The following is a 14,252-nucleotide window of genomic DNA, read 5'->3' as shown; positions in this document are numbered from 1 at the left end:
TGGTACAGGTCTGTCTCAGGTTCAATCTGGAGCCGTTGATGTAGGAAATTCAGACGTATTTGCCGAGGAAAAAGACGGTATCAACGCATCCGCTCTAGTAGACCACAAGGTTGCTGTAGCGGGCTTGGCAGTGATTGTAAATAAGGAAGTTGACGTTGAAAATCTGACAACTGAACAACTCCGTAGCATCTTCACAGGTCAAGTGACCAACTGGAAAGAAGTCGGTGGGAAAGACCTAGCCATTTCCATTATCAACCGCGCGGCAAGTTCTGGTTCGCGTGCAACCTTTGATAGTGTTGTTATGGATGGCCAATCTGCCGTGCAGAGTCAAGAACAGGATTCAAATGGGATGGTCAAAAACATTGTTTCCCAGACACCAGGAGCCATTTCTTACCTAGCCTTTGCCTATGTGGATGACTCAGTTAAACGTATGAAGTTGAATGGCTATGAGCCGATTGCAGAAAATGTTACAAGCAATAACTGGCCTTTGTGGTCTTATGAACACATGTACACCCTAGGTCAACCAAATGAATTGGTGGCAGAATTTCTTAACTTTGTTCTCTCAGATGAAGCGCAAAGCGGAATCGTTAAGGGAATGGGCTATATTTCTGTCAAGGAAATGAAGGTTGAAAAAGATGCTGTAGGAACGGTGACAGCACTAGAAGGGAGTCACTAATGAATCAAGAAGAATTAGCTAAAAAATTGCTTTCTCCCTCAAAGAACTCTCGTTTAGAGAAACTTGGAAAAGGCTTGACCTTTGCCTGTCTGTCTTTGATTGTCATCATTGTGGCTATGATTTTGATCTTCGTAGCCCAAAAAGGTTTGTCGACCTTCTTTGTCAATGGGGTTAATATCTTTGATTTCCTCTTTGGCCAAACTTGGAATCCTTCAGGTAAACAATTTGGTGCCCTTCCCATGATTTTGGGTTCCTTTATTGTCACAATCCTATCGGCTCTTATCGCAACTCCTTTTGCCATTGGTGCGGCAGTCTTTATGACTGAAGTCTCACCAAAAGGTGCTAGAATCTTGCAACCAGCTATTGAATTGCTAGTAGGGATTCCTTCAGTTGTGTATGGATTTATTGGTTTGCAGGTCGTAGTTCCCTTTGTCCGTAGTGTCTTTGGTGGAACTGGTTTTGGAATCTTGTCAGGGATTTTCGTTCTCTTTGTCATGATTTTACCGACGGTAACCTTTATGACAACGGATAGCTTGCGTGCGGTGCCTCGTCACTACCGCGAAGCTAGTTTGGCTATGGGGGCCACTCGCTGGCAAACCATCTGGCGCGTGACCTTGAAGGCGGCGCGTTCAGGGATTTTTACAGCAGTAGTCTTTGGGATGGCGCGTGCCTTTGGTGAGGCCTTGGCCATTCAGATGGTGGTCGGAAACTCAGCCGTTGTCCCAACTTCATTGACAACACCTGCTGCGACCTTGACCTCTGTTTTGACCATGGGTATCGGAAATACCGTTATGGGAACAGTTGATAATAACGTACTTTGGTCACTGGCCTTAGTCTTGCTTTTGATGAGTTTGGCCTTCAACAGTGTGATTAAATTGATTACGAAAGAAAGAGGAAAGAAAAACTATGCACGCTAAGAAATTAGATAAAATTGCAACAGCTGTCCTCTACTCAATTGCAGGAATTATTGTTGCCATCTTGGCATCCTTGATTCTTTATATCTTGGTTCGTGGTTTGCCCCACATCTCTTGGTCTTTCTTGACTGGCAAATCATCTTCTTACCAAGCAGGTGGAGGGATTGGAATTCAGCTCTATAATTCCTTCTTTCTTCTGGTCATTACCTTGATTATCTCTGTTCCTTTATCTATGGGAGCTGGGATTTTCCTAGCTGAATATGCTAAAAAAGGTCCTGTGACCAACTTTGTCAGAACCTGTATTGAAATCTTGTCTTCATTGCCATCAGTGGTTGTAGGTCTCTTTGGTTATTTGATCTTTGTAGTTCAGTTTGAGTATGGATTTTCAATCATTTCAGGTGCCTTGGCCTTGACGGTCTTTAATCTTCCTCAGATGACTCGAAATGTTGAGGACAGCTTGAAACATGTTCACCATACGCAGCGTGAGGCCGGCTTAGCCCTTGGAATTTCTCGTTGGGAGACTGTAGTCCATGTGGTCATTCCAGAAGCCCTTCCAGGGATTGTAACGGGGGTTGTCTTGGCCTCTGGTCGTATCTTTGGTGAGGCTGCTGCTTTGATTTACACAGCAGGACAATCCGCTCCAGCCCTTGACTGGTCTAACTGGAATATTCTCAGTGTAACCAGCCCAATCTCTATCTTCCGTCAAGCAGAAACCTTGGCTGTCCACATCTGGAAAGTCAATAGTGAAGGAACCATTCCAGATGGAACCATCGTATCAGCAGGTTCTGCCGCCGTGCTTCTGATCTTTATCCTCATCTTTAACTTTGGAGCCCGCAAACTCGGAAGCTACCTACATAAGAAATTAACCGCTGCCTAAAGGAGAAGCCATGTCAAAATATAATTGGGATGAAAAGCATATCATCACCTTTCCAGAAGAGAAAGTGGCCCTCTCTACTAAGGATTTACATGTTTACTACGGTAAAAAAGAATCCATCAAGGGCATCGATATGCAATTTGAAAAAAATAAAATTACAGCCTTAATTGGCCCTTCTGGTTCAGGAAAATCAACCTACCTCCGCAGTCTCAATCGCATGAATGATACCATTGATATTGCCAAGGTCACAGGTCAAATCCTCTACCAAGGGATTGATGTCAACCGTCCAGAAATCAACGTTTATGAAATGCGTAAGCACATTGGAATGGTCTTCCAACGCCCAAATCCCTTTGCCAAGTCTATCTACCGCAATATCACTTTTGCCCATGAACGTGCAGGTGTTAAGGACAAGCAAGTCTTGGATGAAATTGTAGAAACTTCTCTCCGTCAAGCTGCCCTTTGGGACCAGGTCAAAGACGATTTACACAAATCAGCCTTGACCCTATCAGGTGGTCAGCAGCAACGTCTCTGTATCGCTCGTGCTATCTCTGTTAAACCAGATATCCTCTTGATGGATGAGCCGGCGTCAGCCTTGGATCCGATTGCGACAGCCCAGCTGGAAGAAACCATGTTGGAATTGAAGAAGGACTTTACTATCATCATCGTGACCCACAGTATGCAGCAGGCTGCGCGTGCTAGTGACTACACAGGATTTTTCTACTTGGGTGACTTGATTGAGTACGATAAGACCTCTAATATTTTCCAAAATGCTAAACTACAGTCAACCAATGACTATGTAACAGGACACTTTGGATAGAAAGGAAACAGTATGACAGAAGCGATTTTACAGGTATCAGACCTGTCCGTTTACTACAATCAAAAAAAGGCCTTGAATAGTGTTTCCCTATCTTTCCAACCTAAGGAAATTACAGCTTTGATCGGTCCATCTGGATCAGGGAAATCAACCCTCCTCAAGGCTATCAACCGTATGGGGGATCTCAATCCAGAGGTAACCACAACAGGTTCGGTGGTTTACAACGGCCACAACATTTACAGCCCGCGTACAGATACAGTTGAATTGCGTAAGGAAATTGGTATGGTTTTCCAACAACCAAACCCCTTCCCTATGTCCATCTACGAAAATGTTGTTTACGGGCTTCGTATCAATGGAGTGAAGGATAAGCAGGTTCTGGATGAAGCGGTAGAAAAAGCCCTACAACGAGCTTCTATCTGGGACGAGGTCAAGGATCGCCTGCATGATTCAGCTATCGGGCTTTCAGGTGGACAACAACAACGTGTTTGTGTTGCCCGTGTCTTGGCAACCAGTCCTAAAATCATTCTCTTGGATGAACCGACTTCAGCCTTGGACCCTATCTCTGCTGGTAAGATTGAGGAAACCTTGTATGGTCTAAAAGATAAATACACCATGCTCTTGGTTACGCGTTCCATGCAACAAGCCTCTCGTATCTCTGACAAGACAGGATTTTTCCTAGATGGAGATTTGATTGAGTTTAACGATACCAAGAAGATGTTCCTAAACCCACAACACAAGGAAACAGAAGATTATATTTCAGGAAAATTTGGATAAGGAGATAAATGATGTTACGTTCTCAATTTGAAGAAGATTTGGAGAAATTGCACAACCAGTTCTATGCTATGGGACAAGAAGTGCTATCCCAAATCAATCGGACAGTGCGTGCCTTTGTTACGCATGACCGTGATTTGGCCAAGGAAGTCATCGAAGACGATGCAGAAGTAAACGAATACGAAGTGAAATTGGAGAAGAAATCATTTGAAATGATTGCCCTCCAACAACCGGTTTCTCAGGACTTGCGTACTGTTTTGACGGTCTTGAAGGCTGTATCTGACTTGGAACGTATGGGGGACCATGCCGTTTCTATTGCCAAGGCGGCAATTCGTATGAAGGGGGAGCAACGCATCCCAGCTGTTGAAGAAGAAATCAAGAGAATGGGTCGCGATGTCAAGAACTTCGTCGAAGCAGCCCTTGAACTCTATCTCAATGGTTCAGTAGATCAGGCCTATGAAGTAGCAGCAATGGACGAAAAAATCAACCATTACTTTGATAGCATTCGTGACTTGGCTACAGAAGAAATCAAGAAAAATCCTGATGCCATTGTTACAGGTCGTGATTATTTCCAAGTGATTGCCTTCTTGGAACGCATTGGAGACTATGCCAAGAATATCTGTGAATGGGTTGTTTACTTTGAAACAGGTAAGATTGTCGAACTATAAAATAGGTTCATTCTGTATAAAAAGGAGCTTAAAATCAACAGATAGCTCCTTTTCTTGAATGAAAAAAATATTTTTAAGATAAAAATTCGAAAAAGTGCTTGACAAGTAGCTTGAATAGCGTTATAATTATACAAAATCAACAGAGAGGTTGTTTATTTATGAAATCAAAAAAATGGATATTTGTTTTATGTAGTTTTCTTGCAAGTTTCTTCTTAGTAGCTTGCCAGTCAGGTTCTAATGGTTCTCAGTCAGCTGTTGAAGCCATTAAGCAAAAGGGGAAATTAGTTGTGGCGACCAGTCCTGACTATGCACCCTTTGAATTCCAGTCTTTAGTTGACGGGAAAAATCAGGTAGTCGGTGCGGATATTGATATGGCCCAAGCTATCGCTGATGAACTTGGGGTGAAGTTGGAAATCTCAAGCATGAGTTTTGACAATGTTTTAACCAGTCTACAAACTGGTAAGGCTGACCTAGCAGTTGCGGGAATTAGCGCTACTGACGAGAGAAAAGAAGTCTTTGACTTTTCAATCCCTTACTATGAAAACAAGATTAGTTTCTTGGTTCGTAAGGCTGATGTAGAAAAATACAAGGATTTGACTAGCCTGGAAAGTGCTAATATTGCAGCCCAAAAAGGGACTGTTCCAGAATCAATGGTCAAGGAGCAATTGCCAAAAGCTCAATTAACTTCCCTAATCAATATGGGGGAAGCAGTCAATGAATTGCAGGCTGGAAAAGTAGATGCTGTTCATATGGATGAGCCTGTTGCCCTTAGTTATGCTGCTAAAAATGCAGACCTAGCTGTCGCAACTGTCAGCTTGAAGATGAAGGACGGCGAAGCCAATGCAGTTGCCCTTAGAAAAAATAATGCTGATTTGAAAGAAGTGGTGGACAAGGTTATCCAAAAACTCAAGGATGAAGGCACCTACCAAAGCTATCTTGAAAAAGCAGCAAGCCTAACAGAAGTTGAAGAATAATACTCAATGAAAATCAAAGAGCAAACTAGAAAGCTAGCCGCAGGTTGCTCAAAGCACTGCTTTGAGGTTGTAGATAAGACTGACGAAGTTCAGCTCAAAACACTGTTTTGAGGTTGTGGATAGAACTGACGAAGTCAGTAACCATATCTACGGTAAGGCGACGTTGATGTGGTTTGAAGAGATTTTCGAAGAGTATAAGAAAAAAGCAGAGTTGGAAGTCAGTCCAATTCTGCTTTTAAATAGTTTAAAACCTTTTCCAGATTTTCTAAGGACACCTTGGCAAATTGATAAGGGCAGGCACCCAAGTATGCCTCTTCAAAGAAATCCAAGCCCAGTTGGCTGTGCTTGAGACTGGCGATCTTAGGATACTGTCTCAGGTCTAGTAATAAACCATCGTGTAGGGGATAATGAGGAAGGGGACAAGGAGTGTTAGCTAGTCTTTCCTCGATTTGTTTTTGGTAAGCTTCCTGATTTGACAAGCGAGCTAGACGGTTTTTCTCAAACAATTGACTGTCAATATAGAGTGAAAGGGCCTTCTGCATGATGAGATTGCTGTCGTAGTCTAGGATATTTTTGTAGGCCACAAAGGCATCTTTGATAGCATTTGGCAGAATGAGTGCCGTAATCCTCAGGGCTGGAAAGAGGCTGGTTGAGAAGGACTTGATGTAAATGACCCGCTCCTCTGTATCCAGATAGTGGAAGGTCTGACCCTTTTTAGAGTCCAAATCCCCCAGATAGTCGTCCTCTACGATATAGACACCATACTTGGCAGCTAAGTCAAGAATAGCCCGTTTGTCCTGCTCAGAATAGGAGTGCCCCAGAGGATAGTGAAAGCGAGGAATTGTGTAGAAAAATTTAATTTTTCCTGTTTTGAAATGGCCTTCCAATTCCTCCAAGTCAATTCCATCAATGCCTCGTTCAATCGTTTGATAGTCCAGACCCTGTGCAATCAAGAGGCGATTCATCCGATGGTAGGTTGGTTGTTCCACCAAGATTTCCTTGGCTTGGCTAGGGAAGGAAATTTGAGAGAGGATAAACAAGGCTTGTTGGGTGCCAGAAGTCAGTACCAGTTGGTCAGCCTTGCAGTAGAGGGCTTGGTCAAAGAGGAGTTTGTGAATGGACTGTCTTAGGTCTTCTAAACCTTCTTGGTTGTCATAGTAGTTGAAGAGGTAGTTTTCCCGGCCAATCAAGGTTTCATTGACACAGAGTCGGAAATCGTCATAGGCACTGGCATGTTCGTCCGTAACCTCGATTTCTAGGTCCTGGTGTTGCCCTTGTTCTAGGACATAGTAGCCACTCTGGGGCTTAGCATAGAGGTATTGTTCGTGCCGTAATTCCAGCAGGGCTCGTTGGACAGTATCCTTGCTACAGTGGAAGTCAAGGCTCAGTTGACGGATAGAAGGCAGGCGACTTCCCGTCGGAAAGCGTCCAGACTCGATACCATTTTTCAGATAAGATATGACCTCTTGGTACTTGCTTTGTTTCTTCATTCCAGACCTCCCTTGATTTTGTTACATTGTACCCTTTTTTTTTCTTCTTGGCAATGTCTAGAGTGTTTCTCTCGTTCACATCTAGGGGCAAATGTGGTATACTTAGGAGTAACATTTATAGAATAACAGACAAGAAAGTGAATGGATAAGAACGTGCAGGAACCAGTGAAATTATTTCAATACAATACCCTTGGAGCCTTGATGGCTGGCCTTTATGTTGGTACCATGACAGTGGGAGAATTGCTAGAGCATGGTGACCTTGGTTTGGGAACCTTGGATTCTATTGATGGGGAATTGATTGTCTTAGATGGCAAGGCTTATCAGGCCAAAGGCTCAGGAGAGCAACCGGAAATTGTAGAAGTGTCACCAGATGCCCTTATTCCTTACGCTGCAGTAGTACCACATCAGGCAGAAGTTATTTTCCGCCAGCGGTTTGAGATGACAGACAAGGAATTGGAAGAACGAATCGAGTCTTATTATGACGGGGAAAATCTTTTCCGCTCTATCAAGATTCGGGGGGAATTTTCACATATGCATGTGCGCATGATTCCTAAGTCAACACCAGATACCAAGTTTGCTGAGGTCGCAACCCATCAACCGGAATATAGTCGTGACAATGTGGCGGGGACCATCGTTGGTTTCTGGACGCCAGAGATTTTCCATGGAGTCAGTGTGGCAGGCTATCATCTGCACTTCATCACAGATGATTTGACTTTTGGTGGGCATGTCATGGACTTTGTCATCAAGGAAGGCATTATCGAGGTGGGAGCGGTTGACCAGTTGGACCAACGTTTTCCAGTCCAAGACCGTCAATACTTGTTTGCTAAGTTCAATGTTGACGAGATGAAAAAAGATATTGAAAAGGCGGAATAGGAGAAGAAAATGACCATTCATATTATCATTACCATGGTGCTGTTACTGGCTTTCTTGATAGGAAGCATTTGGTATGCCAGAAAGAAATACCATATCAATCTAGCTGTCTTGGGTTTGGGGGCTGTTGCCTTCTTTGTCTCTTCACAGATTTTGGAAAAACTGGTGCATATCTTAGTTTTGCATCCTCAAAAAGACGGTAGTATTGCCCTCTTGCAAGAACAACCGCTTGTCTATATCATCTATGGCCTAGCCATGGCAGCATTTTTTGAGGAAACTGCTCGTCTTGTTTTCTTCAAATGGTTGGAGAAAAAGAGAAGTTTGGAAAAGGCAGATGCCTTGGCCTATGGACTGGGGCATGGTGGCTTGGAATTGATTTTCCTAGGCCTTGCTAGTTTGCTCAATCTCTACATCGTTCTCTCAGCAGTTCAAACGCAGAATCCACAGGTCATGCAATTGCTGTCTGAAAATATGTTGAAAACTATCCAGTCGCTTTCTGTTTGGCAGATTTATTTGCTTGGTTTTGAGCGAATCTTGGCCCTAGGTTTCCAATTACTCTTGACGGTTTGGGTTTACCAAGCTGTTCGCCAGAAGAAATGGCCTTATCTCCTAGCAGCTTATGGCCTACATGCCTTCTTTGACCTGGCACCATCTCTAGTCCAAGTAGGTTGGTTGACAAGTCCAGTCTTAGTTGAAGTCATTCTACTAGTTGAACTGATCCTAGTTGCCTATGGAACTAAGGCAATCTTTTGTAAAAAATCATAAGAAAAGGGGGAAGCCTCTTTTTTTGTTTAAAATAAGCCTAAGATTTTTTTAGGGTCGTCAAATAGTCTTAAAAATGGTATAATGGAATGAATTTTGTAAAAGGAAGAGTGTCATGTCAGTAAAAGAAAAAATTCTTGAAATCTTAGAAGGGATTGATATCCGTTTCAAGGAACCCTTGCATAGCTATAGTTATACAAAAGTAGGTGGAGAGGCTGATTATCTGGTCTTTCCACGAAATCATTTTGAGTTGGCTCGCATTGTCAAATTTGCCAATCAAGAAGATATCCCTTGGATGGTTCTTGGAAATGCTAGCAACATCATCGTTCGTGATGGTGGAATTCGTGGATTTGTCATCTTGTGTGACAAGCTCAATAATGTTTCCGTTGATGGCTATACCATTGAAGCTGAAGCTGGTGCTAACTTGATTGAAACAACTCGCATTGCCCTTCGTCATAGTTTGACTGGCTTTGAGTTTGCTTGTGGCATTCCAGGAAGCGTTGGTGGTGCTGTCTTTATGAATGCGGGTGCCTATGGTGGCGAAATTGCTCACATCTTGCAGTCTTGTAAGGTCTTGACCAAGGATGGAGAAATCGAGACCCTGTCTGTCAAGGACTTGGCTTTTGGTTACCGCCATTCAGCTATTCAAGAGTCAGGTGCAGTTGTCTTGTCAGCTAAATTTGCTTTAGCTCCAGGAACCCATCAGGTCATCAAGCAAGAAATGGACCGCTTGACGCATCTACGTGAACTCAAACAACCTTTGGAATACCCATCTTGTGGTTCGGTCTTTAAGCGTCCAGTCGGGCATTTTGCAGGTCAGTTAATTTCTGAGGCTGGCTTGAAAGGCTATCGTATCGGTGGAGTAGAAGTCTCAGAAAAACACGCTGGTTTCATGATCAATGTTGCTGACGGAACGGCTAAAGACTACGAAGACTTGATTGAGTCTGTGATTGAAAAAGTCAAGGAACACTCCGGCGTTACTCTTGAGAGAGAAGTTCGTATCTTGGGTGAAAGCAAGTAGGAAGCTGTAGTTGAAAAGCTGCTGCTATGTCATGGAAAGGGGGTGAAAGCCTATCGTTAGTGCAGAAGAATGTAGGCAGTTCAATCTCCTACACGAGGTAGTAGCGGTCTGACAGAGCCCTGATCTGTTAATCTATGAAAAAGAAGGAATAAATGACAATTGAAAAAACCAATTATTGAATTCAAAAACGTCTCAAAAGTTTTTGAAGACAGCAACACCAAGGTTCTCAAAGACATCAACTTTGAGTTGGAAGAAGGGAAATTCTACACCCTTCTAGGCGCATCTGGTTCAGGGAAATCAACTATCCTTAACATCATTGCAGGTTTACTGGATGCGACGACAGGAGATATTTTGCTGGATGGTGTCCGTATCAATGACATTCCAACCAACAAGCGAGACGTCCATACAGTCTTCCAATCCTATGCCTTGTTTCCACATATGAATGTGTTTGAAAATGTTGCCTTTCCGCTCCGCTTGCGTAAAATTGACAAGAAAGAAATCGAGCAGCGTGTAGCAGAAGTTCTCAAGATGGTTCAGTTGGAAGGTTATGAAAAACGTTCTATCCGTAAACTTTCTGGAGGACAACGCCAGCGTGTGGCTATTGCCCGTGCCATCATCAATCAACCTCGTGTGGTCTTGTTGGACGAGCCTTTATCTGCGCTGGACTTGAAATTGCGAACAGACATGCAGTACGAACTGCGTGAACTGCAACAACGATTGGGCATTACCTTTGTCTTTGTCACTCACGATCAGGAAGAAGCCCTTGCCATGAGTGACTGGATTTTTGTTATGAATGATGGTGAGATTGTCCAGTCAGGAACACCTGTGGACATCTACGACGAGCCGATTAACCACTTTGTTGCCACCTTTATAGGGGAGTCAAACATCTTGCCAGGAACCATGATTGAGGACTACTTGGTTGAGTTTAACGGCAAACGCTTTGAAGCGGTTGATGGGGGGATGAAGCCGAATGAACCTGTTGAGGTCGTGATTCGTCCAGAGGACTTGCGGATTACCCTTCCTGAAGAAGGCAAGCTCCAAGTTAAGGTGGATACCCAGCTCTTCCGTGGGGTGCACTATGAAATTATCGCCTATGACGAACTTGGAAATGAATGGATGATCCATTCGACTCGTAAGGCCATTGTGGGTGAGGAAATCGGTCTGGACTTTGAACCAGAAGACATCCACATCATGCGTCTCAACGAAACCGAGGAAGAGTTCGATGCCCGTATCGAAGAATACGTGGAAATTGAAGAGCAAGAAGCAGGTCTAATCAATGCAATCGAGGAGGAAAGAGATGAAGAAAACAAGCTCTAAACTCTTTGTAGTACCCTATATGCTCTGGATTGCCCTCTTTGTATTGGCACCCTTGGTCTTGATTTTCGGTCAATCCTTTTTCAACATTGAAGGCCAGTTCAGTTTAGAAAACTATAGATCTTACTTTGCGTCACAAAACTTGACTTATCTCAAAATGAGTTTCAACTCAGTGCTTTATGCAGGAATTGTAACTCTAGTGACACTGCTTATCAGCTATCCAACAGCCCTCTTTTTGACCCGTCTCAAGCACCGTCAACTCTGGCTCATGCTGATTATCCTGCCAACCTGGATCAATTTGCTCCTTAAAGCCTATGCCTTTATCGGAATTTTTGGTCAGAATGGCTCTATTAACCAATTCTTGGAATTTATCGGAATCGGCTCACAACAGTTGCTCTTTACCGATTTCTCCTTTATCTTTGTCGCAAGCTACATCGAGCTTCCCTTTATGATTTTGCCGATTTTCAATGTCTTGGACGATATGGATAACAATCTCATCAATGCCAGCTACGACCTTGGTGCGACCAAGTGGGAAACCTTCCGTCATGTCATCTTCCCTCTGTCTATGAACGGCGTGCGAAGTGGGGTTCAATCCGTCTTTATCCCAAGTTTGAGTCTCTTCATGCTGACCCGTTTGATTGGTGGGAACCGTGTTATTACGCTGGGAACGGCTATTGAACAGAATTTCCTAACCAATGACAACTACGGTATGGGGTCAACCATCGGTGTGATTCTCATCCTGACCATGTTCATCACCATGTGGGTGACTAAGGAAAGGAGAGAACGATGAAAAAATTTGCCAACCTTTATCTGGGACTGGTCTTTCTTGTCCTTTACCTGCCGATCTTTTACTTGATTGGCTATGCCTTTAATGCAGGCAATGACATGAATAGCTTTACAGGCTTTAGCTTGAGCCATTTTAAAACCATGTTTGGCGATGGTCGCCTCATGTTGATTGTGACTCAGACCTTTTTCTTGGCCTTTCTGTCAGCATTGATAGCGACGATTATCGGGACTTTTGGAGCTATTTACATCTACCAGTCTCGTAAGAAATACCAAGAAGCCTTTCTATCACTCAATAATATCCTCATGGTTGCGCCTGATGTTATGATTGGTGCCAGCTTCTTGATTCTTTTTACTCAACTCAAGTTTTCACTTGGCTTTTTGACCGTTCTATCTAGTCACGTGGCCTTCTCGATTCCTATCGTGGTCTTGATGGTCTTGCCTCGACTCAAGGAAATGAACGGTGACATGATTCATGCGGCCTATGACTTGGGAGCCAGTCAATTTCAGATGTTCAAGGAAATTATGCTTCCTTACCTGACTCCGTCTATCATTGCAGGTTATTTCATGGCCTTCACCTATTCGCTAGATGACTTTGCCGTGACCTTCTTTGTGACAGGAAATGGCTTTTCAACTCTATCAGTTGAGATTTACTCTCGTGCTCGTAAAGGGATTTCGCTAGAAATCAATGCCCTGTCTGCCCTTGTCTTTCTCTTTAGTATTATCCTAGTGGTTGGATATTACTTTATCTCACGCGAGAAGGAGGAGCAAGCATGAAAAAACTCTATTCATTTTTAGCAGGAATTGTAGCGATTATCCTGGTTTTGTGGGGAATTGCGACGCATCTCGATAGTAAAATCAATAGCCGAGATAGTCAAAAACTGGTTATCTACAACTGGGGTGACTATATCGATCCAGAACTCTTGGAGCAATTTACAGAAGAAACAGGAATTCAAGTCCAGTATGAGACCTTTGATTCCAACGAAGCCATGTATACCAAGATTAAACAAGGTGGAACGACCTACGATATTGCCATTCCTAGTGAATACATGATTAACAAGATGAAGGACGAAGACCTCTTGGTGCCACTTGATTATTCAAAAATTGAAGGAATCGAAAATATCGGACCAGAGTTTCTCAACCAATCCTTTGATCCAGGTAATAAATTCTCTATTCCTTACTTCTGGGGAACACTGGGAATTGTCTACAATGAAACTATGGTCGATGAAGTGCCTGAGCATTGGGATGACCTCTGGAAGCCAGAGTATAAGAACTCTATCATGCTCTTTGATGGGGCGCGTGAGGTGCTGGGACTAGGCCTCAATTCCCTCGGCTACAGCCTCAACTCCAAAGATCCCCAGCAGTTGGAAGAGACAGTGGACAAGCTCTATAAGCTGACTCCAAATATCAAGGCTATTGTGGCAGACGAGATGAAGGGTTACATGATTCAGAATAACGCTGCTATCGGCGTGACCTTCTCTGGTGAAGCCAGCCAAATGCTGGAGAAAAATGAAAATCTACGCTATGTGGTTCCGACCGAGGCCAGCAACCTTTGGTTTGACAATATGGTCATTCCCAAAACAGTCAAAAACCAAGATGCAGCCTATGCCTTTATCAACTTTATGTTGAAACCCGAAAATGCCCTCAAAAATGCAGAGTATGTCGGCTATTCAACACCAAACCTACCAGCTAAGGAACTGCTCCCAGAGGAGAAAAAAGAAGACAAGGCCTTCTATCCAGATGCTGAAACCATGAAACACCTAGAAGTTTATGAGAAATTTGACCATAAGTGGACAGGAAAATATAGCGACCTCTTCCTACAGTTTAAAATGTATCGGAAGTAGGAGTTAAACGTAAGAAAACGAATCAGTCAAGCTGGTTCGTTTTTTAAATAGAAGGCAATTTGTATAACTGTATCTTTTTCTATTTTTACTAAATGAAAATCAAAGAGCAAACTAGGAAGCTAGCCGTAGGCTGCTCAAAACACTGTTTTGAGGTTGTAGATAAGTCAGTCACATATATACGGTAAGGCGACGCTGACGTAGTTTGAATTTGATTTTCGAAGAGTATAGTAAAATGAACCAAAAATAGTACATAATGTGGTGCAATCTTCTTATGGTATATTCAATAGATTTTCGTAAAAAAGTTCTCGCCTATTGTGAGCGAACAGGTAGTATGGCAGAAGCATCACACGTTTTCCAAATCTCACGTAATACCATTTATGGCTGGTTAAAGCTAAAAGAGAAAACAGGAGAGCTAAACCATCAAGTAAAAGGAACAAAACCAAGAAAGGTTGATAGAGATAGACTTAAAAACTATCT

16 protein-coding genes are annotated in these 14,252 nt (G+C 43.1%); 15 read left to right on the top strand and 1 reads right to left on the bottom strand.

All coding sequences use genetic code 11. From position 1 onward, the window contains the following. From PCY12_RS09920 to PCY12_RS09890, 7 genes are all read left to right on the top strand, one after another. Positions 1-676 (top strand): phosphate ABC transporter substrate-binding protein PstS family protein (locus PCY12_RS09920; RefSeq protein WP_301352756.1); only part of this gene is annotated, 676 nt, incomplete at its 5' end. Then, positions 676-1,593, top strand: coding sequence for a phosphate ABC transporter permease subunit PstC (pstC, locus tag PCY12_RS09915; RefSeq protein WP_001070903.1), 918 nt, complete (start codon positions 676-678; stop codon positions 1,591-1,593). The genes PCY12_RS09920 and pstC, both read left to right, overlap by 1 nt. After that, on the top strand, positions 1,583-2,467 hold the full coding sequence (pstA, locus tag PCY12_RS09910) for a phosphate ABC transporter permease PstA (protein ID WP_000543046.1): 885 nt from the start codon (positions 1,583-1,585) through the stop codon (positions 2,465-2,467). The genes pstC and pstA overlap by 11 nt, the downstream gene beginning before the upstream one ends. Before the next feature lie 10 nt (positions 2,468-2,477). Next, entirely contained in the window at positions 2,478-3,281 is an 804-nt protein-coding gene (pstB, locus tag PCY12_RS09905) for a phosphate ABC transporter ATP-binding protein PstB (protein WP_020900241.1), read from the top strand. A gap of 12 nt (positions 3,282-3,293) precedes the next feature. Further along, a complete protein-coding gene (pstB, locus tag PCY12_RS09900) occupies positions 3,294-4,052 on the top strand; it encodes a phosphate ABC transporter ATP-binding protein PstB (RefSeq protein WP_000133484.1) in 759 nt (252 codons plus the stop codon). Positions 4,053-4,063: 11 nt separating this feature from the next. Further along, positions 4,064-4,717 (top strand): phosphate signaling complex protein PhoU, encoded by a 654-nt coding sequence (gene phoU / locus PCY12_RS09895; RefSeq protein WP_000946458.1) that lies wholly within the window; start codon positions 4,064-4,066, stop codon positions 4,715-4,717. Between the two features lie 158 nt (positions 4,718-4,875). Then, positions 4,876-5,691: an ABC transporter substrate-binding protein gene (locus PCY12_RS09890; protein WP_301352754.1), complete on the top strand. Its 816-nt coding sequence runs from the start codon at positions 4,876-4,878 to the stop codon at positions 5,689-5,691. A gap of 218 nt (positions 5,692-5,909) precedes the next feature. Here the strand turns inward: PCY12_RS09890 and PCY12_RS09885 are convergent, their stop codons facing one another. Further along, complete coding sequence (locus PCY12_RS09885; protein WP_301352753.1) at positions 5,910-7,181, bottom strand: PLP-dependent aminotransferase family protein; 1,272 nt, start codon at positions 7,179-7,181, stop codon at positions 5,910-5,912. Between the two features lie 141 nt (positions 7,182-7,322). Between PCY12_RS09885 and budA the strand changes: the two genes are divergently transcribed. From budA to PCY12_RS09845, 8 genes are all read left to right on the top strand, one after another. After that, positions 7,323-8,054, top strand: coding sequence for an acetolactate decarboxylase (budA, locus tag PCY12_RS09880; RefSeq protein WP_301352751.1), 732 nt, complete (start codon positions 7,323-7,325; stop codon positions 8,052-8,054). A gap of 9 nt (positions 8,055-8,063) precedes the next feature. Continuing rightward, entirely contained in the window at positions 8,064-8,816 is a 753-nt protein-coding gene (locus PCY12_RS09875) for a YhfC family glutamic-type intramembrane protease (protein ID WP_261012550.1), read from the top strand. 112 nt (positions 8,817-8,928) lie between these two features. Next, complete coding sequence (gene murB, locus PCY12_RS09870) at positions 8,929-9,834, top strand: UDP-N-acetylmuramate dehydrogenase (protein WP_301352749.1); 906 nt, start codon at positions 8,929-8,931, stop codon at positions 9,832-9,834. A 159-nt stretch (positions 9,835-9,993) separates the two neighbouring features. Then, positions 9,994-11,151 (top strand): ABC transporter ATP-binding protein, encoded by a 1,158-nt coding sequence (locus tag PCY12_RS09865; protein WP_000742900.1) that lies wholly within the window; start codon positions 9,994-9,996, stop codon positions 11,149-11,151. Beyond that, positions 11,132-11,938 (top strand): ABC transporter permease, encoded by an 807-nt coding sequence (locus PCY12_RS09860; protein WP_061816571.1) that lies wholly within the window; start codon positions 11,132-11,134, stop codon positions 11,936-11,938. The genes PCY12_RS09865 and PCY12_RS09860 overlap by 20 nt, the downstream gene beginning before the upstream one ends. Next, positions 11,935-12,708, top strand: a complete 774-nt coding sequence (locus tag PCY12_RS09855; protein WP_000712740.1) for an ABC transporter permease — start codon at positions 11,935-11,937, stop codon at positions 12,706-12,708. Before PCY12_RS09860 ends, PCY12_RS09855 begins: the two co-directional genes overlap by 4 nt. Continuing rightward, a complete protein-coding gene (locus tag PCY12_RS09850) occupies positions 12,705-13,775 on the top strand; it encodes an ABC transporter substrate-binding protein (RefSeq protein ID WP_261061923.1) in 1,071 nt (356 codons plus the stop codon). Before PCY12_RS09855 ends, PCY12_RS09850 begins: the two co-directional genes overlap by 4 nt. 271 nt (positions 13,776-14,046) lie before the next feature. Next, a partial coding sequence (locus tag PCY12_RS09845; RefSeq protein ID WP_301352747.1) for an IS630 transposase-related protein occupies positions 14,047-14,252 on the top strand: 206 nt, incomplete at its 3' end.

Source organism: Streptococcus sp. SPS1 (assembly GCF_030439915.1).
GTDB lineage: Bacteria > Bacillota > Bacilli > Lactobacillales > Streptococcaceae > Streptococcus.
This window is presented reverse-complemented; position numbering and strand designations above follow the sequence as displayed.